This window comes from Streptomyces sp. NBC_01803, from assembly GCF_035917415.1.
Lineage (GTDB): Bacteria > Actinomycetota > Actinomycetes > Streptomycetales > Streptomycetaceae > Streptomyces.
Genome location: NZ_CP109073.1, coordinates 5,720,705 through 5,746,046, shown reverse-complemented (window position 1 = coordinate 5,746,046; position 25,342 = coordinate 5,720,705). Strand labels below are relative to the sequence as shown.

Genomic DNA, 25,342 nt, shown 5'->3' with positions numbered 1-25,342 from the left:
ACATGTCCGACGACCCCATGGGGGACGACGTCTATCAGCCGACCGGTTCCGACCTGCGGGACAACCCGGAGGACATCGACCACGACAACTCGCTGGACGAGCGGGGCCAGGACGACATGCTGGACGAGGGGTACTCACCGCCCGAGAAGCCGCTCGCGGTGACCGGTCACGGCACCACCGCGAGGGAACAGCACGACGGCGAGACGCTCGACCAGCGGCTGTCGGAGGAGGTGCCGGACGTCGGCGTGCGGGAGGGCAACGGGATCGGGGACCAGCCCGGGATGGAGGGCGAGCCCCGGTCGGAGCAGATCGCCGGCGACCGGCGCGCGGGACGGATCGTCGGGGACGACGACCGCTACCGGAGGCCCGCGAGCGACGTGGTGGCCTCAGACGTGGGAATCGACGGCGGCGCGGCGTCCGCCGAGGAGGCGGCGATGCACATCTCCGAGGAGGAGCCCGTCGAGGAAGCCGGGGAGGAGTACGGGGAGGGCGGGGAGTCGGCCGCCTGACCCGGGTTCCGTCCCGGTCCCGGGTCAGGCGGTCCGGCACGGTCGCGACGGGGGTCTCGAACGCCGGCGGGGTCGCCCGCCGGCCTCGCCCCGGGGGTTGAGGACGGACGGCGCGGTGCGATGGTCGCGTCGGCCCCCCGGGGCGGCGTCGCGTCCGGATCGCGTGCGGGGCGGTCCGGACGCGACGCGACCCACGGACGGCCGGCCGACGCACCCGGCCCGGCCCGGCCCGGCCCGGCATACGCCCTGCCCCGTCGGGCCGCCGACCACGCCACCCGGCGGGGGCCGCGCACAGCGCGCCACGCGCCGGGAGCGCGACCGGCGCGTTGACGCAAGGAACGGCGCGGTCCGACGGCTCACACCAGCGGCACCGCGGGATCGGCCCGCGGCGAGGTCCATGGATGGAGCGGGCGCCCTTCGACCAGCGGCATCGTCGCGTCGTCGCGGAGCCGGCCGCGTGGGCTTCGGCGAGCGGCTCTTCCAGGAGCCGCTCGTCGGCGAAGGGCACGGGCGTGTCGTGCGCCCTGCCGTCGGTCACCGTCATCACCCCGCGGGCAGCGGCACCAGTCCCGCCCCGGAGCGCGGGTCCCGGCCGGCGAGCGGCCGGGGACCGCTGATTACGATGGGGGCGCCATGCACAGCACACCTGATCTCCGCAGTTTCGTCGCGCTGGGCGACTCGTTCAGCGAGGGCATGTCGGATGTCCGGCCGGACGGCACGTACCGGGGGTGGGCCGATCTCCTCGCCGGGCGACTCGCGGCACGGCACGCCGGCTTCACCTACGCCAACCTCGCCGTACGGGGCAAGCTGATCGGGCAGATCGCCCGGGACCAGGTGCCGGTGGCGGCGGCCATGGGCGCGGATCTGGTGACGCTGGTCGGCGGCATGAACGACGTGCTGCGCCCGCGCTGCGCCATGGACGAGATCCACCGCCGGCTCCAGGAGGCGGTCGAGCGGCTGGCACCGTCGTGCGGCCGGCTGGTGCTGATGCGCAGTCCGGGGCGGCGCGGTCCCGTGCTGGAGCGGTACCGGGCGCGGATGGAGCGGCTGTTCGCGTTCATCGACGGACTGGCGGAGCGGCACGGGGCGCTGGTGGTCGACCTGTACGGGTCGCGGGCGCTGGCCGATCCGCGGCTGTGGGCGGCGGACCGGCTGCATCTGACCGGTGAGGGGCACCGCCGGGTGGCGGAGGCGGTGTGGCAGCGGCTGGGGTTCGAGCCGGCGTTCGACTGGGACGGGCCGCTGCCGCTCGCGGTGCCGGGCACGTGGGCCGCGCGGCGGGCGGCGGACGCCCGGTTCGCGCGGGAGCACCTGCTGCCGTGGATCGGGCGACGGCTGACCGGCCGTTCCTCGGGGGACGGGCGGCTGCCGAAGCGTCCGCAGCTGGCGCCCTGGGCGCTGGAGGAGAGCCCGTAGAATCCGTGGCGTGACTGACAAGCCGCGCATTCCGAACGTTCTGGCCGGTCGCTACGCGTCCGTGCAGCTGGCGACCCTGTGGTCCCCCGAGTACAAGGTGGTGCTGGAGCGCCGGCTGTGGCTGGCGGTGCTCCGGGCCCTGGCGGATCTGGGGGTGCCGGTGCCGCCCGGGGCCGTCGCCGACTACGAGCGGGTCCTGGAGCGGGTGGACCTGGCGTCGATCGCGGAGCGCGAGCGGGTCACGCGGCACGATGTGAAGGCGCGGATCGAGGAGTTCAACGCGCTGGCCGGGCACGAGCAGGTCCACAAGGGCATGACGTCGCGGGATCTGACGGAGAACGTCGAGCAGCTGCAGATCCGGCTCTCCCTGGAGCTGGTGCGGGACCGCGCGGTGGCGGTGCTGGCGCGGCTGGGGCGGCTGGCCGGCGAGTACGCGGAGCTGGTGATAGCGGGCCGGTCGCACAACGTCCCGGCACAGGCGACGACGCTGGGGAAGCGTTTCGCCACGGCCGCCGACGAGCTGCTGGTCGCGCTCGGCCGGGTCGAGGAGCTGCTGGCGCGTTATCCGCTGCGCGGGGTGAAGGGACCGGTCGGCACCTCGCAGGACATGCTCGATCTGCTGGGCGGCGACGAGGCGCGGCTGGCGGAGCTGGAGGGGCGGATCGCCGGGCACCTCGGCTTCGGGCAGGCGTTCACCTCGGTGGGTCAGGTCTATCCGCGCTCGCTGGACTACGAGGTGGTGACGGCCCTGGTGCAGCTCGCGGCGGCGCCGTCGTCGCTGGCGAAGACGATCCGGCTGATGGCCGGGCAGGAGCTGGTGACGGAGGGGTTCCAGCCGGGGCAGGTCGGCTCGTCCGCGATGCCGCACAAGATGAACACCCGGTCGTGCGAGCGGGTCAACGGGCTGGCCGTGGTGCTGCGCGGGTACGCGTCCATGACCGGCGAGCTGGCGGGCGACCAGTGGAACGAGGGCGACGTGTCCTGTTCCGTGGTGCGGCGAGTGGCGCTGCCGGACGCCTTCTTCGCGCTGGACGGGCTGACCGAGACGTTCCTGACGGTGCTGGACGAGTTCGGCGCGTTCCCGGCGGTGGTGGCGCGCGAGCTGGACCGCTATCTGCCGTTCCTGGCGACGACGAAGGTGCTGATGGCCGCCGTGCGGGCGGGCGTCGGCCGGGAGACCGCGCACGAGGCGATCAAGGAGCACGCGGTGGCCTCGGCGCTGCGGATGCGGGAGGGCTCGGAACGCAACGAGCTGCTGGACCGGCTGGCGGCCGACGAGCGGATTCCGCTGGACCGGGCCGGTCTGGACGCGCTGATGGCCGACCGGCTGTCGTTCACCGGGGCCGCGGCCGGGCAGGTGGCGGCCGTGCTGGCCCGGGTCGAGGAGGTCGTCAAACGCTATCCGGAGGCGGCGGCGTACACTCCCGGATCGATCCTCTGAGAGCCGCCGGAGGACGGATCAGGTGAGTGCCACGGGCGGCGACCGGGCCCCGGCCGCCGGCCGGGGGAACCCGCAGCTGCTGCGGAAGATCAACTCGGCGGTGATGCTGCGGGCGTTGCGCGACGCGGAGGCGGCGCGCTCGCTGACCGATCTGGCCCGTGAGACCGGGCTGTCGCGGCCGACCGTGGAGGGTGTGCTCGACGGCCTCACCCGGGCCGGTCTGGTCGCCGGGACCGGGCAGGCCGCGGGCGACGGATCGGACGGGGAGCGGCGGGCGGGGCGGCCGGCACGGCGGTTCCGGTTCCGCGCGGAGGCCGGGCGGCTGCTGGGCGTGGAGACCGGGGCACGGCGGATCTCGGTGGTGCTGGCCGATCTGCGCGGCCGACGGCTGGGCGAGCTGAGCCGCGAGGTGTCCACGCGGGCGACGGCGGACGAGCGGCTGGCGCGGGTCGAGACGGTGTCCGGTGAACTGCTGCGGGAGTGCGCGGTGGAGCCGGGGGCGCTGCAGCTGGCGCTGGACCGGGTGGAGGGCGAACTGTTCGCGGTGACGGCCTGAGGGACTGACAGGCTGAGGGACTGACAGGCTGACGGCCTGCCGGCCGCCGACCCCGGTCCCGGGTCCCCGGATCAGCTCGCGCTGAAGGGGAACGCCGGCTGGTTGCCGAAGGTGAGGCGGCAGGTGTCGGCCCGGTACGTGGCGACGGCGGCGGCGACCGGGCGGCCGGCCGCGACGTAGCGGGTGGTGACCACGAGCACCGGTGAGCCGGGCAGCCGGTCCAGGCGGCGGGCCTGCTCGGCGGTGGCCGAGCCGAGCTCGATCGCGCGGTCCTGCTCACCGGGCTCCAGCAGCCGCAGCCGCGCCAGGACGCCGTGGCCGCGCTCGGCGCCGTGCGGCGCGCCGCGGTCGCCGACCGGGGGCAGCGCGGCGGGCGGCACGTACAGGAGCTCCTCGGCGACGGTCTGGCCCTGCGCCACGAGGCTGCGGCGCACCGTCTCCACGGGGGCGTCGGGGGCCGTCTCCAGCAGGCGGGCCACGGCGGCGGGGGGCGGAACGCAGACGCAGTCGGTGGTGATCCAGGTGTCCCCCGGGCCGCCGGGCCAGGTGTGGTGACGGGGGCTGACGTCCACGCCGACGCGCGGCGGGGCGACGGTGGTGCCGACGCCGCGGCGGCGCTGGAGGCGGCCTTCCAGCTCCAGCTGGTCCAGGGCCTGCCGGAGGGTGGCGCGGGCGACGCCGAACCGGGCGGCCAGCTCCCGCTCGTTGGGCAGGGCCTGACCCACGGCGAACTCGGTGTCCAGGGCCGCCGACAGCACGGTCTTGAGGTGCCAGTGCTTGGGCTCCGGCTGCTGCTGGTCGAGCTGAGTGGTCCCCACCCTTGCCTCCACGGTGGCCGTCCCGGCGGGGGACGCCCGGCGCGATTATGAAAGGTTGTTGCGTATGGAGAGGACCCTAGGCCGGGCGGGTGGTCTGGTCAAGACCAATGGGGAGGTCCACGGTCTCTCTGTGCGACAGGAGAATCCCGAGGTCACCGGGGTCACCGGGGTCACCGGGGTCACCGGGGTAACTGCGGTGACGGGCGGCGGCCTCGGCATCGGGGCGGCGATCGCCGCGCGGCTGGCGGCGGCGGGCCACGACGTGGCGATCGGCTACGCGCGCGACGCCGACGCCGCGGAGCGGGTGGCCGCCATCCACAGACGCCCCGGGCGGGAACGGGCTCCCACAAGTCGCGTCATCGGCTCGCAGAGCACCCCGAGGAGACAGAACGCCCTGGCCACGGGGGGCAAGGACTCAGCAGGGCGCAGGGGAACGCGCGGGATGTCGCACGGGCGGGAGTCGTCGGCGTGGGTGAGAGGCGTCGATGCGCTGCTCGTGGAGGACGACTACGATGGGGAATTCCGTTACGACCGGGCGCCGGTGGGTGCCTCGCAGGGGCAGGATCCGCGGCGGGTGGCGTACACCGGCTCGGTGAGCAAGTCGCCGGCACCCGGACCGCGGCTGGGGTGGCTGGTGGTGTCGGAGGGGCTGCTGAGGGATGTGGTGGCACGCACACGCATGATGGATCCGGGCCATCCGGTGGTGGATCAGGTGCTGTTCGCCGAGTTCGCGACGGGCGGCGCGTACGACCGGTGGCCGAGGGGGTGTCAGCGCGCGTACCGCGAGCGGCGGGATGTCCTGGTCGCGGCGCGGGCCGAGCACTGCCCGGGAGCGGTGGTGACGGGCATCGCGGCGGGTCCGCACATCATCGTGGGGCTGCCCCGGCGGTTCGGCCCGGAGCGGGAGTTCCTCGCGCGGACCGCGCGGGCCGGGGTGGCGGTCCGGCCGCCGGCGGCGTACGGCGGCGCGGTGCCGGACGACGGCCCGGTGCGGCTGGTGCCGGGGGGCGCCCACCCGCCGCCGGCCCGGATCGCCGAGGCCGTGCGACTGCTGGCCACGGCCACCGCCGACGGGGGGCGATCACGCCTGCGGTGAAACGAACAATTCGCTCCGTAAGCCTCCTTTACCCACCGGTCACAGGGCGTTCGTGATCACGCAATAACAAAGGACGACAGTGCTTGCATGGCTGACTCCGATGTGCCCCGCAGCTCGATTCACTTCCCGCGGCGCCGGCTTCGCCGGGTCGAGGGCGGGTACCTGGCGGGGCGCCCCTGTGCGGGGGCGGCACCGGCCGTGGACGGCCGCGTCGTGACGCGCCGCCGGACGGTGACGGCGGGCGGGCACCCGATCGTGCTGCGGGCGGCCGGTCCCGAGGACCTGGACGCCGCGCGGGACATGCACCGGCGCTGCTCCGCCCCGTCGCTGGCGCGGCGCTACCACGGCCCGCTCGGCGACGCCGACCGGTATCTGGGGCACCTGCTGACGCCGCGTTACGGGCACAGTGTCGTCGCCGAGACCGCCGCCGGGGACATCATCGGGCTGGGCCATCTGCTGTGGGACGGCGACGAGACGGAGGTCGCGCTCCTGGTGGAGGACGTCTGGCAGGGGTACGGCGTCGGTACGGCGCTGCTGCGGGAGCTGCTCCGACTGGCCGTGGAGTCGCGGCGCGACGTGGTGTACGCGGTCACGCAGGCCAGCAACACGGGGATGATCGCCCTGATGCGCGGCACCGGGCTGCCGCTGGACCACCAGGTCGAGGGGGGCTCGCTGGTGCTGACGATCCGACTTGCCCCACTGCGCTCCGGCACGGCCCGGCCGGTCCGGGCCGGCGGGTGAGCCGGGGCACCTCCCGGGCCGGTGGTGACGAACGCCGCTCCGCGTACAAGGATGGGTGCATGTCAGAAGACCCCCATACCGTGCTCCCCCGGCGGCTCGCCGACTCGTATGTCGACGCGCTCGTCGAGCTCGACCCGCTCACCGGCACCTTCCTCGGTGTCCCGGGCAGCGACCACCGGCTGCCCGACTTCTCCCCCGACGGCCAGGCGGCCGTCGCCGGCCTGACCCGGGAGACCCTCGGGCGGCTGGCGGAGTCGGAGTCCCTGCCCGGCGCGGACAGCGCCGCCGAACGCCGCTGCGCCCGGCTGCTGCGGGAGCGGCTGACGGCGGAGATCACCGTGCACGAGGCCGACGAGCCGCTGCGCGCGGTGAGCAACCTCCACTCGCCGCTGCACGCGGTCCGCGAGGTGTTCACCATCATGCCGACGGACACGGACGAGGAGTGGGCCACGATCGCGCGGCGGCTGCGGTCCGTGCCGGACGCCCTGGCGGGATACCGGGCGTCGCTGGCCGAGGGGCTGTCCCGGTCGCTGCCCGCCGGGCCGCGCCAGGTGTCCACGGTGCTCGGGCAGTTGAGCGAGTGGCTCGGGGCGGCGGACGGCGGGTGGTTCGCGGCGTTCGTGTCCGCGGGTCCCGAGGCGCTGCGCGGGGAGCTGGACACGGCGGCGCGCGGCGCGACGGGCGCGATCGCCGGCCTGCGCGACTGGCTGCGTGACGTCTACGCGCCTGGCATCGAGGGCGCGCCGGAGATCGTGGGCCGGGAGCGGTACGCCCGCTGGGTGCGGTACTGGAACGGCACCGACCTGGACCTGGACGAGGCGTATGCCTACGGCTGGGCGGAGTTCCACCGGCTGCACGCGGAGATGCGGGCCGAGGCGGAGAAGATCCTGCCCGGCGCGTCGCCGTGGGAGGCGCTGCGGCACCTGGACACCGCGGGCGAGGCGGTCGAAGGCGTCGAGGAGGTCAGGCGCTGGCTCCAGCGGCTGATGGACGAGGCCATCGAGGCGCTGGACGGCTCCCACTTCGAGCTGGCCGACCGGGTCAAGCGCGTCGAGACGATGATCGCCCCGCCGGGGAGCGCGGCGGCGCCGTACTACACGGGCCCCTCGCTGGACTTCTCCCGGCCGGGCCGGACCTGGCTGCCGACGATGGGCGCCACCCGTTTCCCCGTATACGACCTGGTGTCGACGTGGTACCACGAGGGGGTGCCGGGCCATCACCTCCAGCTCGCGCAGTGGGCGCACGTGGCGGACGACCTGTCGCGGTACCAGACGACCGTGGGCATGGTGAGCGCCAACGCGGAGGGCTGGGCGCTGTACGCCGAGCGGCTGATGGACGAGCTGGGCTTCCTCCACAACGCCGAGCGGCGGCTGGGCTATCTGGACTGCCAGATGATGCGCGCGATACGGGTCATCATCGACATCGGGATGCACCTGGAGCTGCCGATCCCGGCGGACTCGCCGCTCGCGCCGGGCGAGGGGTGGACCCCGGCGCTGGCGCAGGAGTTCTTCGGGCGGCACAGCAGCCGCCCGGCGGACTTCGTGGAGAGCGAGCTGGTGCGGTACCTGGGGATGCCGGGGCAGGCCATCGGCTACAAGCTCGGGGAACGCGCGTGGCTGCGGGGCCGGGAGGCGGCCCGGCGGGCGCACGGCGCGGGCTTCGACGCGAAGAGGTGGCATATGGCGGCGCTGTCGCAGGGGTCGCTGGGTCTGGACGACCTGGAGGCCGAGCTGTCGGCGCTGTGACGCCGTCGGCGCGGGGCGCGGACCGGTCGTGGTCCCCGCCCCGCGCCGCGGGAACCCCGTGTGTCGGGGGTTTCCCACTCCGCTCCCCGCCGGCCGCTCACCGGCTGAGCGGCGCGGTGCGGTGCCGGACGGTGGAGCCCCGGCGGGTCTTGACGACTTCGAGCTGGACCGGGATGCGGGCGCGCAGGTCCGGCACGTGGCTGACGATGGCGACGCTGCGATCGTGCTCGCGCAGCGCGTCGAGCACGTCGAGCACCTCGTCGAGGGACTGTTCGTCGAGGCTGCCGAAGCCCTCGTCGATGAAGAGGGTGTCCAGGCGCCGGCCGCCCGCCTCCTCCGCGACGACGTCCGCGAGACCGAGGGCCAGCGCGAGGGAGACGAAGAACGACTCGCCGCCGGAGAGGGTGGCGGTGTCCCGGGCCCGGCCGGTCCAGGCGTCCATGACGTGCAGACCCAGGCCGGAACGGAGGCGGCCGGGGGTGCGGGCGTCCGAGTGGACCAGGGTGTAGCGGCCGGCGGACATCCGGTGCAGTCGCACGCCCGCGGCGGCGGCGACCTGTTCGAGCCGGGCGGCCAGCACGTAGGTCTCCAGCCGCATCTTGTACTCGTTCTCCGGTGAGGTGCCGGCGGTGAGGTCCGCCAGGCGTTTGACGCGGCGGCTCTCGGCGCGCAGCGGCGCGAGCGCGGCGGCGTCGGCGGCGGCCTCGGCGGACAGGGCGTCCAGCTCGGCGCGGCGGGTGCGGGCCGCGGCCTCGGCGGCGGACGCGGCGCGCAGCCGCGCGGTGGCGGCGTCGAGGGCGGCGCGGGCGGCCTCGGGATCGGCGGCGGGCAGCGCGGCGGCGACCGTGGCGCGGGGGTCGGCGAGGGCGGCGGCCACGGCGGCCTCCTCCGCCTGCCAGGCGTCGAGGCGGTGCTGGAGCTCCCGCTGCCGGGCGCGGTCCAGGACGGCGCGGGCGGCGGCCTCAGGGGTGTCGAATCCGGCGCGGTAGGCGGCGTCGGACGCTGTGTCGTCCGCCTGTTTGAGCCGGGCGGCGGCCTCCTCGGCGGCGCGGGCGGTCGCGGCGGCCGTCGCGAGGGCGTCGGCGAGCCGGGTCAGCCCGGCGGCGCGCTCGGCGACGGCGGCGGCGCCGTCGCGGGCGCGGTCGATCTCGTGGCGCAGCCCGGCGAGCTCGGTGTCGAGGGCGTCGCGGCGGGAGGCGCGGGCGGCTGTCCGGCGCTGGAGGTCCTGGCGGGTGGCGAGGAGGCTCTCGTGGCGACGCTCGGCGGCGGCCAGGGCTGCGTCGGCGGCCGGGCCGTCGGCGGCCCCGGCCTCGGCGGCGGCGTGGGCGGCGCGCAGCTCGGCGGCTTTGGCGGCGAGCCGGGCGGTGTCGGCGGCGGCGTGGGCGGGGCCGTCGGCGGCGGGGCCGTCCGCGTCGTCGGCGGCGGCGGCGGCCGTCGCGTGGGCCTCGCGGAGGGCGGCGAGCCGCCGGCCGGTCGCTTCGCGGGTGGCGGCGGCGTCCTGATGGGCGGCGAGGGCGGCCTCCTCGGCCCGCCGGTCGACGTGGCCCTCGGCGGGGCGGGCGGGCCGGGGGTGGTCGGGTGAGCCGCAGACCGCGCAGGGCTCGCCGGGGCCGAGTCCGGCGGCCAGCTCGGCGGCGAGGCCCAGGAGCCTGCGTTCCTTGAGGTCCAGCCAGTGGACGTGGGCCTCGGTGGCCCGCTCGCGGGCGCGCAGCTCCTCGTCCTCGGCGGTGCGGAGGGCGGCGGCCAGCTCGTCGCGGCGCCGGGCGGCGGTCAGACGGCGTTCGGCGGGGTCGAGGAGCCGGGCGGTGCGCGCGGCGGTCAGGGCGGCGTCGCGGGCCCGCTCGACGCGTTCCCGCAGCCGCCGGTGGTCCTCGGGCCAGGGGGCGAGACGCCGCTCGGTGTCGGCCGCCGACTCCTCGTCGGCCGCGGCCTCGGCGTCGAGCCGGGTGAGCTCGGCGGTGAGCTGTCCGGCGCGCTCCTCGGCCCGCCGGGCGGCGGCGAGGGCGCCGAGGCGTTCGCGGGCCGCGCGCTCGCGTTCGGCGAGGCGGGCGGCGGGCGCGTCGACCGGCGCGCCGGACGGCTCGCGGGCCAGCAGGTCGCGGGCGCGGCGTTCGGCGTCGGCCGCCGCCCGGTGCTCGGCCTCGGCGGTGTCGCGCAGGCCGAGGGCGGGGGCGACCGCGTCGGCGGCGCGGGCGCGCTCCAGCAGGGCGCGGGTGGCGTCCCGTTCGGCCGCCGCGCCGGCCAGGGCGGTGGCGCGGGCGCGGGCCTCGGCGTGAGCGCGCTGGAGGCGGGCGCGTTCGGCGGTGTCGGCCTCGCGCCGGCGGGCGAGGCCGTGGGCGTCCTCGGCGGTGGTCAGGGCGACGGCCGCGCTGTCGTGCCGTTCGCGCGCGGCGCGGCGGGCCTCGGCGGCCCAGGCGAGGACGGCGTCGGCGTCGGCCTCCTCCGCGTCGGGGGGCGGCGGGGTGCCGGGGCCGGCGGCCTGCTGGAGGCGGTGGGCGGTGGCGCGCAGCCGCTCGTCCCCGGCTTCCAGGCGCTGGGTGGCCCGGACGCGCAGCTTCGCGAGGTGCTCCTCGGCGGCCCGGAAGCGGCGGGTGTCGAAGAGCCGCCGCAGCAGCTTGCCGCGCTCCTCGGCGTCGGCGCGCAGAAAGCGCGCGAAGTCGCCCTGGGGCAACAGCACGACCTGGCAGAACTGGTCGCAGCTCATGCCCAGGAGCTGGGACAGCTCCTCCCCTATCTCCTGCTGGGAGTGGCTGAGGGCCCGCCAGGTGCCGGTGGCCGGGTCGTGCTCGCGCAGCAGGGCACGGGAGCGGTCGCGGGTGGTGCCGGTGCCGCGCTTCTTGGGGCGCTCCTGCTCGGGGCGCCGGGTGATCTCCAGGCGGCGGCCGGCCACGGTGAGGTCGAGCACGATCTCGGTGGGCGTGCCGGGCGCGGCGTGGTCGCTGCGCAGGGACAGGGCGCCGCTCTTGTGCCGAGCGCCGGGCACCTCGCCATAGAGGGCGAAGCAGACGGCGTCCAGGACGGACGTCTTGCCGGCGCCGGTCGGGCCGTGGAAGAGGAACAGCCCGGCGGCGGAGAGGCTTTCGAAGTCGATGTGCTGGGTGCCGCCGAAGGGGCCGAACGCGGTGAGGGTGAGCCGGTGCAGTCTCAACGGGCCGCCGCCTCCTGGTGCTGCGCGCGGGCGGCGGTCAACGCGGCGCGCAGGGCGGCGCGTTCGGGCTCGTCGGGGCCCTCGCCGCCGCGCACGTGGGCGACGAAGTCGTCGGCGATCTCCTCGTCGGTCCGGCCGCGCAGGCGCTGCGCGTAGGAGTCGGCGGGGGCGCCGGGCGGCCGTTCGGGGTCGAGAACGAGGCTGAGGATGTGGGGGAAGCGGGCCGCGAGGCGGGCCATGGGCTCGTCGGGCCGGGCGGGATCGGTGAGGGTGGCCTCCACCCAGGCGTCCTCGTGCCGGGCGAGGGCGGGGTCGGTGAGCAGCTCCTCCAGGCGCCCCCGGACGCGGGCCAGCGACCTGGGGACCGGGCAGTCGACCCGTTCGGCGTGGACCGCGCCCCGGGCGTCGAGGTCGACCAGCCACACGGACTTGCGGTGGGCGGCCTCGGAGAACGAGTAGGCCAGCGGCGAACCCGAGTACCGCAGGCGGTCGTTGAGGGTCTGGCAGCCGTGCAGATGGCCGAGCGCGGCGTAGTGCGCGCCGGCGAAGACGGCGGCGGGCACGGCGGCGGCGCCGCCGACGGTGATGTCGCGTTCGCTGTCGGAGGGTTGGCCGCCGGTGACGAAGGCGTGGGCGAGGACGACGGCGCGGGTGCCCGCCGGGCGGGTCGCCAGGTCGGCGCGGACGCGGTCCATGGCGGCGCCCAGGACGGCGGCGTGGCCGGTGGTCTCGACGCCGAACTCCTCACGGACCAGGGCCGGTTCGAGGTAGGGCAGGCCGTAGAACGCGATGTCGCCGTGGCGGTCGGGCAGGACGACGGGGATGGCGCAGGTGGCCGGGTCGGTGCGCAGGTGGACGCCCGCGCGCTCGATGAGGCGGGCGCCGACGCCGAGGCGGCGCGGCGAGTCGTGGTTCCCGGAGATCATCAGGGTGGGCACGCCGAGGGCGGACAGCCGGTGCAGGGCGTCGTCATAGAGCTCGACGGCGGGCAGCGGGGGGACGGCCCGGTCGTAGATGTCGCCGGAGACCAGCACCGCGTCCACGCGCTGCTCGCGGGCGGTGGCGACGAGGTGATCGAGGAACGCGGCCTGGGCGTCGCGGAGGCTCACGCGGTGCAGGGAACGGCCCAGGTGCCAGTCCGAGGTGTGCAGGAACCTCACCGCACCGCCACCCATCGTGCCCGATCCCGCACCCGCACCCGCCGCTCCATGTGTCTTCCCGCTCCCGCCCGCCGGCCGCGATCGCGCGCTCGCGCGGTCGCGGCCCTCAGTGTGCCACCGGGCACCGACAGTGCGCCCGGCGGCCGGGGCGGCGGGGGGCGCGCCGCCCGGGGCCGCGCCGGGGTCAGTGCGGGCGGAGGGCGGCGAGTTGCTGCTCGAAGGGGATGACGGTCTCCTCGACGGCGGCGGCGTTCCCCCTCCCGGCCCCCTCGCTGGTCCCCTCCCCGGTCCCCGACAGCCGCAGCAGGGCGGCCAGTTCGCGGCCGGCGCGGTCCACGCGGGTGGGCAGCGTGTCGGTGAGCGGGTCGCCGTTGCCGCCCCAGTCCTCGGCGGCGGCGAACACGGCGGTGGGCACGACGGTGGCCCGCAGGTAGACGAAGAGCGGGCGCATCGCGTGCTCCAGCGCCAGGGAGTGGCGGGCGGTGCCGCCGGTGGCGCCGAGCAGCACGGGCGTGCCGGTGAGCGCGTCGGGCTCGATCACGTCGAAGAACGACTTGAACAGCCCGCTGTAGGAGGCGGAGAAGACCGGGGTGACGGCGATGACGCCGTCGGCCCCGGTGACCGCCTGGATGGCCTCGCGCAGGGCGGGGGCGGGGAAGCCGGTGACCATGTTCCCGGCGATGTCGGTGGCCAGCTCCCGCAGTTCGGTCACCGTCACGTTCAATTCCGCGCCCGCCTCGGCGAGATGGCGGCGGGTCGCCTCAGTGAGCCGGTCGGCCAGCAGCCGGGTGGCGGACGGCTTGCTCAGGCCGGCCGAGACCACCGCGAGTCGGTACGTCGTCATCGCTCTCTCCGTCACTCTCGTCGGGGGTCAGGTGGTCGGGACGGACGTGCCCCGCTCGGCGGCCGTGGCCTCCGCCGCCGCGACGCGCGCCGCGTGGGTGGGACCGTCCGGCACCTCGGCGGGCCGGGCGGCGGCGAACTCCCGGCGCAGCACGGGCAGGACCTCCTCGCCGAGGATGTCGAGCTGTTCCAGGACGGTCTTCAGCGGCAGGCCCGCGTGGTCCACCAGGAACAACTGCCGCTGATAGTCGCCGAAGCTCGCGCGGAAGGTGAGGGTCTTCTCGATGACCTCCTGCGGGCTGCCGACGGTCAGCGGTGTCTGGTCGGCGAAGTCCTCCAACGACGGACCGTGGCCGTAGACGGGGGCGTTGTCGAAGTAGGGGCGGAACTCACGGACGGCGTCCTGGGAGTTCTTCCGCATGAAGATGTGGCCGCCGAGCCCGACGATCGCCTGTTCGGCGGTGCCGTGGCCGTAGTGCGCGTACCGCTCGCGGTAGAGCTCGATCAGGCGCTGGAAGTGCTCCTTGGGCCAGAAGATGTTGTTGGCGAAGAAGCCGTCGCCGTAGTAGGCGGCCTGCTCGGCGATCTCCGGGGAGCGGATGGAGCCGTGCCAGACGAACGGCGGCACGCCGTCGAGCGGGCGCGGGGTGGCGGTGAAGCCCTGGAGCGGGGTGCGGAAGCGGCCCTCCCAGTCCACGACGTCCTCGCGCCACAACCGGTGCAGCAGCGCGTAGTTCTCGATGGCGAGCGGGATGCCCTGACGGATGTCCTGGCCGAACCAGGGGTAGACCGGGCCGGTGTTGCCGCGCCCCATCATGACGTCGACGCGCCCCTCGGCCAGGTGCTGGAGCATCGCGAAGTCCTCCGCGATCTTCACCGGGTCGTTCGTGGTGATCAGGGTGGTGGACGTGGACAGGATGAGCCGCTCGGTGCGGGCCGCGATGAAGCCGAGCATCGTGGTGGGCGAGGAGGGGACGAACGGCGGGTTGTGGTGCTCGCCGGTGGCGAAGACGTCCAGGCCGACCTCCTCGGCCTTGAGCGCGATGGCGACCATGGCCTTGATGCGCTCGTGCTCGCCGGGCGTCGTGCCGGTCGTCGGATCGGTCGTGACGTCGCCGACCGTGAAGATCCCGAACTGCATGATGTCCACCTCACCCATTTAGTTGACTGTTCAACTATAGCCGCTCAACGCCCTCCCCGGTCCCGCTATTCCGGGCGGTTCACGCCGTGCCGTTCTCTCCGCGCCGCCCGTTCCGTGCCGGCCGTTCCGTGCCGTCGTACGTCTCGCCGCCCAGCTCCAGCCGGGCCGCGCCCGCCGTGGCCCCGGCCAGCCAGTGCCGGAACGCCTCCACGTCGGCCTCCGGCAGCCCGACCTCAAAAATGACCTCGGCGCCGTAGGTGACCGCCCGCACCGCGCGCCCGGTGGCGCGCAGGTCGTTCTCCAGCCGACCGGCCCGCCCGTGATCGGCGGTGATCAGCGCGACGCGCAGCCGACGGCGGGCCACGGTGCCCAGCGCGTCCAGCGCCGCGCCTACGGCGCCGCCGTAGGCCCGGATCAGACCGCCGGCGCCGAGCTTCGTGCCGCCGAAGTACCGGGTAACCACCGCGACCGCGTATCGCACCTCCCGGCGCAGCAGCATCTGGAGCATCGGCGGCCCGGCCGTACCGCCCGGCTCGCCGTCGTCCCCACCGCGCTGGACGCCCGCGTCGGCGCCGATCACGTACGCGAAGCAGTGGTGAGTGGCGTCCGGCCGCCGGGCGCGGACGCGGGCGATGAACGCCTCGGCCTCCGCCTCGGTGGCGGCCGGGGCGAGCGAGCAGATGAAGCGCGACCGGCTGACCTCGGTCTCATGCTCACCCTCGCCGGCCACGGTCAGATACCCCTCGCGCATCGAGCCATCCTAGGCGGACGCCCGTCGGAACGGACGCCCATCGGAACGGACGCCCGTCGGAACGGTTGGGGCGCGGGGGACTCTGCCACGGCCACGAGGTGTGCACGGACAACACCTGGGTCAGCGGCGACTGATCCTTCAGCGCTGCGACGGCTCCTCGGCCCAACGCCTCGGGTGAGGGAATCCCCGGCGGACGGAACCGGTTGTGCCACGATGATTTGATCGGTTCCGTTCCGGCAGGAGGCAGGACATGTACGGCGATCCGAAGACGATCCGCAAGATCCTCACGGAGTCCGGGGACACCTGGGCGGTCGTGGGCCTGTCGTCGAACCGGCAGCGCGCGGCGTACGGCGTCGCGGGCGTCCTGCAACGCTTCGGCAAGCGCGTGGTACCGGTGCACCCCAAGGCCGAGACGGTCCACGGCGAGCAGGGGTACCCGTCGCTGGCCGACATCCCGTTCCCGGTCGACGTCGTGGACGTCTTCGTGAACAGCGCCCTGGCAGGCCCGGTCGCCGACGAGGCCGTCGCCATCGGCGCGAAGGCCGTCTGGTTCCAGCTCGACGTGATCGACGAGCAGGCGTACACCCGCACCCGCGCGGCGGGCGTCGACATGGTGATGGACCGCTGCGCGGCGATCGAACTCAACTCCCTCGGTTACGCGTAGTCACGCGCGATCCCCGTCACGACTCTTCCCGGTCTCCAGCCCGCGGCCAGCCCCTGGGGCGCGCCGTCGGCTTCGGTCGACTCATCGGCCGGAGCCCCGACTTGTCGAGACGAGTGGCCCCGGGTCGAGTCCGGTTCGGGCCGCGGCCGGGGCCACTCCAGGGTGATGACTGGCTCCACATAGTCTGAGGGGATTGCCCGAGGGGGTGACGTGCCGCACCGCCGACAGCCGCAGAGCACAGCGGGCGGAGCCCCCGCGCGCGTTGATTCAGCTCGCGCCCGGAAGGGACCGCGGCGGCCAGCGACCAGGTACCCGACCGAAGGGAGAACAGTCCCCGTGCGGGGTCGTCCTCAAGCTGGAAGACGACAGTGGTCACCGGACACGACCCCCGGCCGCTCCGTGCCGCAGCCCGCGCCTCGGCAAGCCCGGTGGATCCGCCGCGAAACTCCCATGCCCCGCGCGCGCGGGGCATGGGCTCCCGACATCCTGAGCACCCGTGCACGGCTCGCCTTCCTCGTGGCTCGTCCTGTGCCCTCGCCCTGGGCCGTGCGCTCGGGTACCCGGATCCAGCGGGGCCGAACAGCCCACGGGCCAGGACCATCCGGCCCCGCCCCCGGCGCACGCGGCCCGGAGATGATGCACGCTGGAGACGGGAGTCCCCACGGACGCCGGGCCTCCGGTCCGCGCCGGTCTGCGGAAGCGGGTGAGTAGCGATGATGTTCTGGTACAACCACGACGTCAGCGGATGGGGCTGGTTCGCGATGACAACCAGCATGATCCTTTTCTGGGCACTGATCATCACCGGCGCCATTCTGCTCTTCCGCGCCCTCAGCCGTCCGCACGAGCACCCCCACTCCCCCGCCGCGCCCACACCCGAGCAGATCCTCGGTGACCGATTCGCCCGCGGGGAGATCGACGAGGAGGAGTACCGGCGCCGTCTGAACGCACTGCACGGCGGTCCCCTCACCAAGCCCTGAGAACGGGCCGCCCACGGCGGCTCCTGGCATGAGCCCGGCGGCCGCGGCGGTCTCCTACCAGGTGGAGCGGGGGGACGCGCGGAACGCCTGCCGCACGGGTCGACGGGCGGTGGGCTCGCCCGCGGGGCCGTAACCGAGGCGGATCAGCATCTGGACCGGGCCCGGGTCGTGGCGGGGATCGCGCAGGGCGGCGCGCAGGTCGGGCCATTCGAGGGCCTGGTGAAGCAGCGAGGTGCGGACCGAGTGCGCCGTCGCCACGAGCAGGGCGTGTTCGAGGGCCTCGCCGGCGTGGAGCCAGTCGGCGCGGCGGTCGTGGGCGGTGGACAGGACGGCGATGGTCGGGTTGGTCTCGAAGACCTCGGTGGGCAGGATCTGCGGCGCCCCGGTGAAGTCCCGCACGGGGAGGTGCCCGGAGACGTCCTGCGGACCGGTGGCCGTAGGAGGCAGTCCGAACGAGCCGGTGTCGCGGAGCCAGCCGCGGCTCTCCGCGCGCCGCTCGGGGTCGTGCGCGTTGCGCCACTCGCCGTCCGCCGTGATGCGCAGCAGCCGCTGGGTCTCCTCGGCGTCGGGCAGACGCAGCGAGGCGCCCTCGTACCGGGCCGCCTCCGTGAGGGCGGCGGCGACGCGCTGCGGCAAGGGGCGATTGGCGTAGGGGAAGCGGCTGCTGTGCCGGTGCCACACGGCGTCGTACAGGTCGTGCTCCGGTGGCTGGGCCGGTTCCGCCGCGCCGTGGCCGGGCGTTCCGGTCACCTGGAGGGCGGCGAGCAGCCCCGGGGTCGCCGGGTCGGGGAGAAGCCGCAGGGCCAGGTGCCAGCCGAAGTGGGCTGCGGCGACGCGCAGGTTGAACAGCGCGGCGCCGGCGGACAGGTGCAGGGCGCGCCCGGCGGGGTCGGTGTGGGTCAGGCGCCGTTCGGGGACGGCTTCGAGGAGAACCGTCCCGGCGCGGGCGTCGCCGCGGAAGCGCCAGGGCTGGGTGTTGTGGATGGACGGGGCGGCGATGGCGGCGGAGACGATCTTCTCCAGGGTGGCGGCGTCGGGCTCGGGGCGTTCCATAGTCGTTGTCTCCTGCCTGGGATGCGGCCTCATCGGACCGTCGACGGGCTGGTCCCGAGGTCGTGCTCGATACGGTGGCGCCGCACGCGCTCGGTGAGGCGGGCGAGCCGGGCGGAGGTCATGACGCCCGGGGGCACGGGGCCGCGGATCCGCCGGGCCGGCGGCGGGAGTTCCGCCAGGTCGGCCGTGAAGCGCCGACGGGCGTTCTCCAGGGTGTCCGGGTCCGCGGTGCGCCGCCCCCTCGCCATGACCTGTCGCAGGAGGGGCTCCCCTCGCGGGGGCGGGTCCTCGTCCCGGACGCCGACGGTGTCGTCGATTCCGCGGCGGCGCCATACCTGTTTGGGACCGGGGGAGGTCACCTTCGCGGTCGACAGCTTCATCACCGGGACGCCGTCGTGAGCCACCAGTTTGTAGGCGGAGTCCAGATAGGGCGCGTCGGCCGAGACGCCGACCTTGGTGCCGACGGCGAAGACATCGAGGGGGGCTTGGGCCCGGACCAGGTCGTCGATGGCGTACTCGTCCAGGCCGCCGCTGGCGACGATCCGGACCTCGGGCAGCCCGGCGTCGTCCAGGATGCGGCGACAGCGGACGGCCAGGTCGCCGAGATCGCCGCTGTCGAGGCGGATGCCGCAGCCGGGCCCCCGGCCGAGCCGACGCAGGACACGGGCGGCCGTGGCCGTCCCCGCCTCGGTGTCATAAGTGTCGACCAGGAACGTCACCGGGCCGGGGTGGGTGCGGGCGAAGGCGTGGAAGGCGCTCTCCTCGTCGGGGAATGCCTCGACATAGGAGTGGGCCATGGTGCCGGTGGCCGCCAGCCCGTACGCGGTGGCCGCGGCGACGTTGCTGGTGGCGGTGAAACCGACCAGGCCGCCCAGGCGCGCCGCCTGGGCGCCGGCGTCCAGGCCGTGAGTGCGGCGCAGCGAGAAGTCCACTACCGGGCGGCCGCCGGCGGCGATGACGCACCGCGCCGCCTTGGACGCCACCGCGGTCTGGTGGCTGACCAGGTTCAGCAGGCTGGTCTCGACGAACTGGGCCTGGGGCAGGGGCGCCGTCACCTCCAGCAGGGGCTCCCCCGGATGCACGATCCTGCCTTCGGGGACCGCCCACACGTCGCCGGTGAAGCTCATGTCCAGCAGGGGAACGAGGTCCTCATGGGGCCGGTGCAGCGCGGCGGCGAACGCCGCCGTGTCCCCGGCGGTCACCCGCAGGCGGGACAGGTGGTCCAGTGCCGACTCCAGGCCGGCGGCCACCAGGAAACCCCGGTTCGGCGGCGCGTGGCGGACGAAGAGGCTGAAGGTGGCGGGGCCCGTCATCCCCTCGCGGAGATACGACAGTGCCATGGTGACCTCGTACAGGTCGGTGGTGGTCGCGTCGGACATGGCCGTCTCCTGTTCCGCCGGTGCCGCCCGGCGCCGCTCAGGGGGTCCGGACGCGGCGTCCGGTGACACGCTCCGCGTCGATGCACAGCCACTGGGGACGGTCCCCGCCGGCCCAGGGGCCGCTGTGGGCCCGCGCACCCAGGTGCCGGACGGTCGCCGGGTCCGTGACGCGCCGGGCAGTGCCGACGAGAAGCACACTCCAGCCCTGGCTGAGCGCCTCGTCGATGTGGTCCACCTCGAAGGCGACCCGCTGCCCGGCGGCCCGGTCGGGGACGCTGCCGGGCGCGGTGCGGAACGCGACGGTGCCGTCGACGACGCTGTAGTTGACCGGCAGGACGGCGGGTGCTCCGTCCTCGCACACCGCGATCCGGCCCACCCCGTGGGTGGCAAGCCGGGAGCGGCATTCCCCGGGGTCCATCTCCAGCAGTTCGGGGTGGCGGGCCTCCCTGCCGAGGCCGGGCGGCAGATCCGTGCCCTCCCCGCGCAGCGCGGCGGCCGAGGTCTCCAGTGCGCCGGCGAGCCGGAGCAGCGAGCCGACTCCCGGAGTGACGGACTGCTCTTCGAGGTAGCGGACGTAGGCGGGCGCCATCCCGGCCCGGGCGGCCACCTCCTCCTGGCTGAGCCCGAGCTGGCGACGCCGCAGTGCCGCCCGCCGACCGAGATCTCCGCGTCCGCCTGAGGCCGTCGTCATACCGAACGTCTCCTCCCTCCCCCGACAAAAACTCCCGTATCAGGACATTGTCATCCTGCTGACTTGCTCGGGCGACCCGGTCGCCCGCGGCGGCCCGACCCCGTTCGCCACGGCGGGCGGGTGTCCGGAGTGCGCCGCGGTGGGCCGACCCCGACGATGAGGCCATGACCACTCCGCCCTCCCCTGGCCCGGGGCCCGCTTCCGCCGCCCGCTTCGACGCCTTCCGTGCCCTGGCCGGGCGGGGCGACCGGCCCGGCGAACGGCTCGTCGACGCGCTGGCCGCGGCGCGCCGGCCGACGCGGGAACCGCCCGGCGCGTGGGCCCCCCGCGTCGCGGCCGACTCGGGCCTGCCCGGCGCGGCGGGGCTGGGCCCCGCCTCGTACTACGCGGATCTGGCAACGCCCCGCGGGCGGCGGCATGTCCGGGTCTGTTCCGCCACGGCCTGCTTCTCCGTCACCGGTGGAGGCCATCTCCAGCAGGTCGAGGAGATCCTCGGGGTGACGGCCGACCACGTGCGCGACGACGGCTCCGTGTCCCTGCAGACGGTTCGCTGCCTGGGGTTCTGCTACGCGGGTCCGGCCGCGCTGGACGGCGACACGCCGTGCGCCGGCGCCTCCCTGCCCGCCCAGCTCGCCGGCCGTGAACCCGCGCGGGCCCCCGAGATCCCGGCCGCGGACGCCACCGGTGACCCGGTGCTCCTCGGTGGGGTGCTGGGCGGTGAGCGGCCCTGGCAGGTCTGGCCGGGGGTCGTGACGTCAGGGACGCGCGACGGGGTGCTGGCCGAGGTGGCCGCGTCGGGGCTGCGCGGCCGGGGCGGAGCCGGCTTTCCCGTGGCCGCGAAGTGGGGATCCACCGGGGGTGCCCTGGACGCCGTGGTCGTCGCGAACGGGGACGAGGGAGACCCGGGATCGTTCGCCGACCGGCTGCTGATGGAGGCGGACCCCGGACGGGTGCTGGAGGGCCTTGCCCTGGCCTGCTTCGCCTGCGGCGCCGCGCGCGGCGTCGTGCTGGTGCGCTCGGAGTACCCGCGGGCCCTGGCCAGGCTGCGCGAGGCGCTCGACGACGCGTACGCCGCCGGGCATCTCGGCCCCGCCGTGCACGGGACGTCCACCCGGCTGGACATCGGCGTCGTGGCGGGCGCGGGGTCCTATGTAGCCGGAGAGGAGACGGCGCTGATCGCCGGCCTGGAGGGCGCCCGGGGGTGCGCCCGGCCCCGGCCGCCATACCCCACCCAGCGCGGCGTGTGGGACGCGCCGACGGTGGTGCACAACGTCGAGACGCTGGCCGCCCTGCCCTGGATCGTGCGGCGGGGCGGGGAGGCGTACGCCCGCCGCGGGACACCCGACGAGAGCGGGACCAAACTGGTCTGCCTGTCCGAACGGTTCGCCCGGCCGGGGTGCTACGAGGTGGAGCTGGGCACCCCGCTGGAACGGATCGTCACCGGGCTGGGCGGTGGCCTGAAGGACGGCGCCCGGCCCGCCGTGGTGCAGGTCGGCGGGCCCCTGGGAGGCTTCCTGGCCGGTGACCGCCTGGACGTGCCGCTGACCGAGGTGGCGCTGGCCGGACGCGGAGCGGCCCTCGGGCACGCCGGCCTGGTGGCCCTGGACGACCGGGTGGAGCCCGCGGCGGTACTGCGCCATGTGTGGGAGTTCGCGGCGGCGGAGAGCTGCGGCGCCTGCTCCCCGTGCCGGGTCGGCTCACGCCGGGGGCTGGAAATCGCCGCCGCGGGCGGCCCGCCGGACGAGGACTACGGGCGGATGCTGCGGCTGCTGGCCGAGGCCAGTCTGTGCGCCTTCGGCCGCCGGATCCCGCCTGCGGTGCGCACCCTGGCCCGTGCCTACGGCGACCGGCTGCCGGGGTGGCCGCGGTGATCCGTCTCACCGTCGACGGCCTGCCGGTGGCGGTGCCCGAGGAGGCTTCCCTGCTGGCGGCGGCCGGGGCGGCGGGGGTGGAGCTGCCCGCGTTGTGCCACGACGACCGGATGAGCCCAGCGGGCTCCTGCCGCGCCTGCCTGGTGCGCGCCGACGGCAAGGTGGTCGCCTCCTGCGTGACCCCGGCCGTGGCCGGCGCCCGGGTGACGACCGACGAGGAGGAACTGCGCTCGCTGCGGCGCGACGCGGTCGCGCTGATCGCCTCCATCCTGCCGCCCCGGGCCCTGGCGGCGACGGACAGCGAGTTGGCCCGTGCCTGCCGGTCGCTGGGCGTCCCCGCCGAGACCGCCCAGGGACCGGGCGGCCTGGGACGCGACGATTCGCACCCGTACGTGCGGCTGGACCGTGACCTGTGCATCGCCTGCGGCCGGTGCGTGCGGATGTGCGCCGAGGTGCAGGGCACCTTCGCGCTAACCCTGGCCGGCCGGGGCTCCGAGACGGTGGTGGCGCCGGGGACCGGCGGCTCGTGGGCCGAGTCCGACTGCGTGGCCTGCGGCGGCTGCGTCGACACCTGCCCCACGGGGGCGATCACCCAGCCGGGCCCGGGGGCCGGGCTCACGTCGGTCACCCGGCCCGTCACGGGAGTCACGCGCACCACCTGCGGGTACTGCGGCGTCGGCTGCTCCCTCGACGTCGTCACAGCCGCCGGCGAGATCCGCGCGGTGCTGCCGGACCGGGAGGGGCCTGTCAACCGGGGACACGCGTGTGTGAAGGGCCGTTTCGCCCATGGCTTCCTCCGCTCCGGCGAACGGCTGACCGGGCCGCTGCTGCGCCGGGACGGCCAGCTGGAGCCCGCCGGGTGGGAGGAGGCGCTGCGCCGGGTGGCCGACGGCCTGCGGGAGGCCGTCGCGGCTGGCGGGCCGGAGTCGGTCGCCGTGGTGTCCTCGGCTCGCGCCACCAACGAGGACAACTACCTGATCCAGAAGTTCCTGCGGGTGGTGATCGGCACCAACAGCGTCGACAACTGCTCCCGGCTGTGCCACTCCCCGTCCGCCTCGGGACTGACGGCGTCCTTCGGGCTGCCCGGCGGCACGGACAGCTTCGACGACGTGGCCGGGGCCGACTGCCTGCTCGTGGTCGGGGCCAATCCCGTCGAGGCGCACCCTGTCGTGGGGGCCCGGCTGCTGCGGCAGGCGCTGGGCGGTGCCCGCCTGGTCGTCGCCGACCCGCGGCACGTCGGACTCGCCCGGCACGCCGACGTACACCTGCGTCCCCGTCCGGGCACCAACGTCGCGCTGTTCCACGGGCTGGCCCACGTCCTGCTCGCCGAAGGGCTGGCGGACGAGGACTTCCTGCGCGAGCGGGCCGCCGGCCTGCCGGAGCTGTCCCGCCTGCTCGCCGACTACCCCCCGGGCCGGGTGGCCGACGTCACCGGCGTTCCCGAGGCGGACCTGATCGCCGCGGCCCGGCTCTACGGCGGGGCGCGGCGCCCCGCGATCCTGTACGGCCTCGGCGTCACGGAGCACTTGCACGGCACCGATGGGGTGCGCGCCCTGGCGAACCTCGCGATCCTCCGGGGGGCCATCGGCACCGACCGGGGCTTCGGGGTGAATCCGCTGCGCGGCCAGAACAACGTCCAGGGCGCCTCCGACATGGGCGCGCTACCGGACTTCCTGCCCGGGTACCAGAAGGTCGGCGACCCCGCTGCCCGGGCGCGTGCCGAGGCGGAGTGGGGCGCGCCCGTGCCGGACCGCCCCGGCCTGCGCATCCCGGAGATGTTCGCGGCGGCGCGCGAAGGACGACTGCGGGCCCTGTGGGTCATCGGCGAGGACGTGATGGCCACCGACCCCGACACGAACCAGGTCCGCGAGGCCCTGGCGCGATGCCCCCTGGTGATCTGCAACGAACTGTTCCTCTCGGAGGCCGCCCGCCACGCCGACATCGTCCTGCCGGTCACCTCCTGGCTGGAGAAGAACGGCACATTCGTCAACTTCGACCGGCGGTTCCAGCGCGTGCGCCCTGCCGCGGCGCCGCCGGACGGCACCCGGAGCGACTTCGACACCGTCCTGGCCGTCGCCGACCTGCTGGGAACGGACCTGCGCTGCCGGACGCCCGCCGCCGCCCTGGCCGAGTGCGCCCGCGTCGCCCCTCTCTTCGCCGGCATCTCGCACGAGCGGCTGGACCGCGAAGGGGCACTGCCCTGGCCCTGTCGCGACCCCGGTGGCCCGCCCGAGGCCAAGCTCTACACCCGGCGCTTCGCCACTCCCGACGGCCGGGCCCACCTGGCGGCCGTCCCGTACTTGCCGCCCGGTGAGGAGCCGGACGACGACTATCCCCTCCTGATGACCACCGGCCGCCGCTGGGCCCACTACAACTCCGGCAGCATGACCCGGCGTGGCGACAATCTGGTCATCGCCCCGGAGGACTTTCTGGATCTGCACCCGGACGACGCCGTCCGACTGGGGATCGCCGACGGCACGCCCGTGGAGGTGACCAGCCACCACGGCCGCGCCCGGCTCACCGCGCGCCTCACCGACGACACCTCGCCCGGCGAGGTGTTCTGCTCCTTCCACTTCCCCGCCCATGGCGTGAACAGCCTGACGTCCGGCCATGCCGACACGGTGACCTCGTGCCCCGAGTACAAGGTGACCGCCGTGCGGGTGACCGCTGCGGCGGACGCCGCCCCCGACGCCGGGAAACCGGCCCCGTTCGCCTCGCGGGGCGCCGAAGACGGTGGTGTGCTGAGGGAGGAACAACGATGACGGCGCGGACGGGAAGGCGACGGTGATGGGCGCCGCGACACGGGCAGCCCCAGATCGGAGAACACCTTCAGCACGGCGTGGTTGTCGGCCAGGGCGTCGGCGGTGAAGACGGAGACCCCTTCGTCGCGGGCGGCGTGGGCGAGATGTTCCATCAGCAGCGTGCCCACCCCACGGTGGTGCCAGGCGTCCGCGACCGTCAGGGACACTTCCGCGCTCGGTGCCCGGCGGGCGTCGCGCCGGTAGTCCGCCACGCCGGTAGTCCGCCACGCCGATCGCCCGGTCGCCGATGAGGGGACGAGCGCCAGGAAACCGGGGGCGGGAGCACAGCAGCGCGCGGCGGCCTCGTGGGCCGCCCCGGGGCTGACCGCGAAGAAACGCATGCGCAGGCTCGCGTCGGGCATCTCCGCGAAGAGCCGCTCCAACCGCTCCCGGTCGTCCGGCCGGACGGTCCGGACCCGCGCCTTGGTGCCGTCGGTCAGCAGCGCGTCCGCCTCCGGCAGGCGGCGTTCGGTGTGGATCACGGCGTGATCACCCGTCGTTCGTCGGCCGCCCCCGGGTCCCAGCATCCTCCGGGGCGGCC

At 75.3% G+C, this 25,342-nt stretch carries 20 protein-coding genes and 1 pseudogene; 11 read left to right on the top strand and 10 right to left on the bottom strand.

The features are described from left to right. Positions 1-2: 2 nt before the first annotated feature. From OIE51_RS26245 to OIE51_RS26230, 4 genes are all read left to right on the top strand, one after another. Positions 3-509: a DUF5709 domain-containing protein gene (locus OIE51_RS26245; protein WP_326600357.1), complete on the top strand. Its 507-nt coding sequence runs from the start codon at positions 3-5 to the stop codon at positions 507-509. A gap of 633 nt (positions 510-1,142) precedes the next feature. Continuing rightward, a complete protein-coding gene (locus OIE51_RS26240) occupies positions 1,143-1,925 on the top strand; it encodes an SGNH/GDSL hydrolase family protein (RefSeq protein ID WP_326600356.1) in 783 nt (260 codons plus the stop codon). A 10-nt stretch (positions 1,926-1,935) separates the two neighbouring features. Beyond that, positions 1,936-3,366: an adenylosuccinate lyase gene (gene purB / locus OIE51_RS26235; protein WP_326600355.1), complete on the top strand. Its 1,431-nt coding sequence runs from the start codon at positions 1,936-1,938 to the stop codon at positions 3,364-3,366. A 22-nt stretch (positions 3,367-3,388) separates the two neighbouring features. After that, positions 3,389-3,922 (top strand): helix-turn-helix domain-containing protein, encoded by a 534-nt coding sequence (locus OIE51_RS26230; protein ID WP_326600354.1) that lies wholly within the window; start codon positions 3,389-3,391, stop codon positions 3,920-3,922. Positions 3,923-3,993: 71 nt separating this feature from the next. On the opposite strand, the gene OIE51_RS26225 is transcribed toward OIE51_RS26230, so the two are convergent. Next, complete coding sequence (locus tag OIE51_RS26225; protein WP_326600353.1) at positions 3,994-4,740, bottom strand: GntR family transcriptional regulator; 747 nt, start codon at positions 4,738-4,740, stop codon at positions 3,994-3,996. Positions 4,741-4,870: 130 nt separating this feature from the next. On the opposite strand from OIE51_RS26225, the gene OIE51_RS27070 reads away from it, so the two are divergent. From OIE51_RS27070 to OIE51_RS26210, 3 genes are all read left to right on the top strand, one after another. After that, positions 4,871-5,836, top strand: coding sequence for a hypothetical protein (locus OIE51_RS27070; RefSeq protein ID WP_442812023.1), 966 nt, complete (start codon positions 4,871-4,873; stop codon positions 5,834-5,836). Between the two features lie 87 nt (positions 5,837-5,923). Continuing rightward, the gene (locus tag OIE51_RS26215) at positions 5,924-6,577 is read left to right on the top strand and encodes a GNAT family N-acetyltransferase (protein ID WP_442812022.1); all 654 of its coding nucleotides are present in this window, start codon (positions 5,924-5,926) and stop codon (positions 6,575-6,577) included. Between the two features lie 59 nt (positions 6,578-6,636). Further along, a complete protein-coding gene (locus OIE51_RS26210; RefSeq protein WP_326600351.1) occupies positions 6,637-8,322 on the top strand; it encodes a DUF885 domain-containing protein in 1,686 nt (561 codons plus the stop codon). Between the two features lie 97 nt (positions 8,323-8,419). Here the strand turns inward: OIE51_RS26210 and OIE51_RS26205 are convergent, their stop codons facing one another. The 5 genes from OIE51_RS26205 to OIE51_RS26185 form a co-directional block, all read right to left on the bottom strand. Next, entirely contained in the window at positions 8,420-11,470 is a 3,051-nt protein-coding gene (locus OIE51_RS26205; RefSeq protein ID WP_326600350.1) for an AAA family ATPase, read from the bottom strand. Continuing rightward, positions 11,467-12,630, bottom strand: a complete 1,164-nt coding sequence (locus OIE51_RS26200; RefSeq protein ID WP_326600349.1) for an exonuclease SbcCD subunit D — start codon at positions 12,628-12,630, stop codon at positions 11,467-11,469. Before OIE51_RS26200 ends, OIE51_RS26205 begins: the two co-directional genes overlap by 4 nt. A gap of 184 nt (positions 12,631-12,814) precedes the next feature. Beyond that, positions 12,815-13,474: an FMN reductase gene (locus OIE51_RS26195; RefSeq protein ID WP_326600348.1), complete on the bottom strand. Its 660-nt coding sequence runs from the start codon at positions 13,472-13,474 to the stop codon at positions 12,815-12,817. 27 nt (positions 13,475-13,501) lie between these two features. Then, complete coding sequence (locus OIE51_RS26190) at positions 13,502-14,614, bottom strand: LLM class flavin-dependent oxidoreductase (RefSeq protein ID WP_326600810.1); 1,113 nt, start codon at positions 14,612-14,614, stop codon at positions 13,502-13,504. Between the two features lie 79 nt (positions 14,615-14,693). After that, positions 14,694-15,365, bottom strand: coding sequence for a YigZ family protein (locus OIE51_RS26185; RefSeq protein WP_326600347.1), 672 nt, complete (start codon positions 15,363-15,365; stop codon positions 14,694-14,696). Positions 15,366-15,615: 250 nt separating this feature from the next. Between OIE51_RS26185 and OIE51_RS26180 the strand changes: the two genes are divergently transcribed. After that, positions 15,616-16,029 carry a CoA-binding protein gene (locus OIE51_RS26180; protein WP_326600346.1) on the top strand — a complete coding sequence of 138 codons (414 nt, stop codon included), beginning with the start codon at positions 15,616-15,618 and terminating at the stop codon, positions 16,027-16,029. Between the two features lie 713 nt (positions 16,030-16,742). Next, complete coding sequence (locus OIE51_RS26175; protein WP_326600345.1) at positions 16,743-17,006, top strand: SHOCT domain-containing protein; 264 nt, start codon at positions 16,743-16,745, stop codon at positions 17,004-17,006. 54 nt (positions 17,007-17,060) lie between these two features. On the opposite strand, the gene OIE51_RS26170 is transcribed toward OIE51_RS26175, so the two are convergent. Genes OIE51_RS26170 through OIE51_RS26160 form a run of 3 tightly spaced genes read right to left on the bottom strand, consistent with a single transcriptional unit; the run spans position 17,061 to position 20,129 of the window. Beyond that, positions 17,061-18,059: an Acg family FMN-binding oxidoreductase gene (locus OIE51_RS26170; protein ID WP_326600344.1), complete on the bottom strand. Its 999-nt coding sequence runs from the start codon at positions 18,057-18,059 to the stop codon at positions 17,061-17,063. A 29-nt stretch (positions 18,060-18,088) separates the two neighbouring features. Then, positions 18,089-19,438, bottom strand: a complete 1,350-nt coding sequence (locus OIE51_RS26165) for a nicotinate phosphoribosyltransferase (RefSeq protein WP_326600343.1) — start codon at positions 19,436-19,438, stop codon at positions 18,089-18,091. Positions 19,439-19,475: 37 nt separating this feature from the next. Beyond that, a complete protein-coding gene (locus tag OIE51_RS26160) occupies positions 19,476-20,129 on the bottom strand; it encodes a helix-turn-helix domain-containing protein (RefSeq protein ID WP_326600342.1) in 654 nt (217 codons plus the stop codon). Between the two features lie 164 nt (positions 20,130-20,293). On the opposite strand from OIE51_RS26160, the gene OIE51_RS26155 reads away from it, so the two are divergent. Continuing rightward, positions 20,294-22,000 carry an NAD(P)H-dependent oxidoreductase subunit E gene (locus OIE51_RS26155; protein ID WP_326600341.1) on the top strand — a complete coding sequence of 569 codons (1,707 nt, stop codon included), beginning with the start codon at positions 20,294-20,296 and terminating at the stop codon, positions 21,998-22,000. Next, entirely contained in the window at positions 21,997-24,762 is a 2,766-nt protein-coding gene (fdhF, locus tag OIE51_RS26150) for a formate dehydrogenase subunit alpha (protein WP_326600340.1), read from the top strand. Before OIE51_RS26155 ends, fdhF begins: the two co-directional genes overlap by 4 nt. A gap of 56 nt (positions 24,763-24,818) precedes the next feature. Here fdhF and OIE51_RS27065 read toward each other — a convergent pair. Further along, positions 24,819-25,328 (bottom strand): annotated as a pseudogene (locus tag OIE51_RS27065) (GNAT family N-acetyltransferase); the annotation flags it as partial. Positions 25,329-25,342: the final 14 nt, after the last annotated feature.

What these genes read in the sequence shown, in the direction of transcription:
- OIE51_RS26245 (WP_326600357.1), top strand. Translation starts at nt 3, where the DNA reads ATGTCCGACGACCCCATGGGGGACGACGTCTATCAGCCGACCGGTTCC.
- OIE51_RS26240 (WP_326600356.1), top strand. Translation starts at nt 1,143, where the DNA reads ATGCACAGCACACCTGATCTCCGCAGTTTCGTCGCGCTGGGCGACTCG.
- OIE51_RS26215 (WP_442812022.1), top strand. Translation starts at nt 5,924, where the DNA reads ATGGCTGACTCCGATGTGCCCCGCAGCTCGATTCACTTCCCGCGGCGC.
- OIE51_RS26210 (WP_326600351.1), top strand. Translation starts at nt 6,637, where the DNA reads ATGTCAGAAGACCCCCATACCGTGCTCCCCCGGCGGCTCGCCGACTCG.
- OIE51_RS26195 (WP_326600348.1), bottom strand. Translation starts at nt 13,474, where the DNA reads ATGACGACGTACCGACTCGCGGTGGTCTCGGCCGGCCTGAGCAAGCCG.
- OIE51_RS26190 (WP_326600810.1), bottom strand. Translation starts at nt 14,614, where the DNA reads ATGCAGTTCGGGATCTTCACGGTCGGCGACGTCACGACCGATCCGACG.
- OIE51_RS26185 (WP_326600347.1), bottom strand. Translation starts at nt 15,365, where the DNA reads ATGCGCGAGGGGTATCTGACCGTGGCCGGCGAGGGTGAGCATGAGACC.
- OIE51_RS26180 (WP_326600346.1), top strand. Translation starts at nt 15,616, where the DNA reads ATGTACGGCGATCCGAAGACGATCCGCAAGATCCTCACGGAGTCCGGG.
- OIE51_RS26175 (WP_326600345.1), top strand. Translation starts at nt 16,743, where the DNA reads ATGATGTTCTGGTACAACCACGACGTCAGCGGATGGGGCTGGTTCGCG.
- OIE51_RS26170 (WP_326600344.1), bottom strand. Translation starts at nt 18,059, where the DNA reads ATGGAACGCCCCGAGCCCGACGCCGCCACCCTGGAGAAGATCGTCTCC.
- OIE51_RS26165 (WP_326600343.1), bottom strand. Translation starts at nt 19,438, where the DNA reads ATGTCCGACGCGACCACCACCGACCTGTACGAGGTCACCATGGCACTG.
- OIE51_RS26160 (WP_326600342.1), bottom strand. Translation starts at nt 20,129, where the DNA reads ATGACGACGGCCTCAGGCGGACGCGGAGATCTCGGTCGGCGGGCGGCA.
- OIE51_RS26155 (WP_326600341.1), top strand. Translation starts at nt 20,294, where the DNA reads ATGACCACTCCGCCCTCCCCTGGCCCGGGGCCCGCTTCCGCCGCCCGC.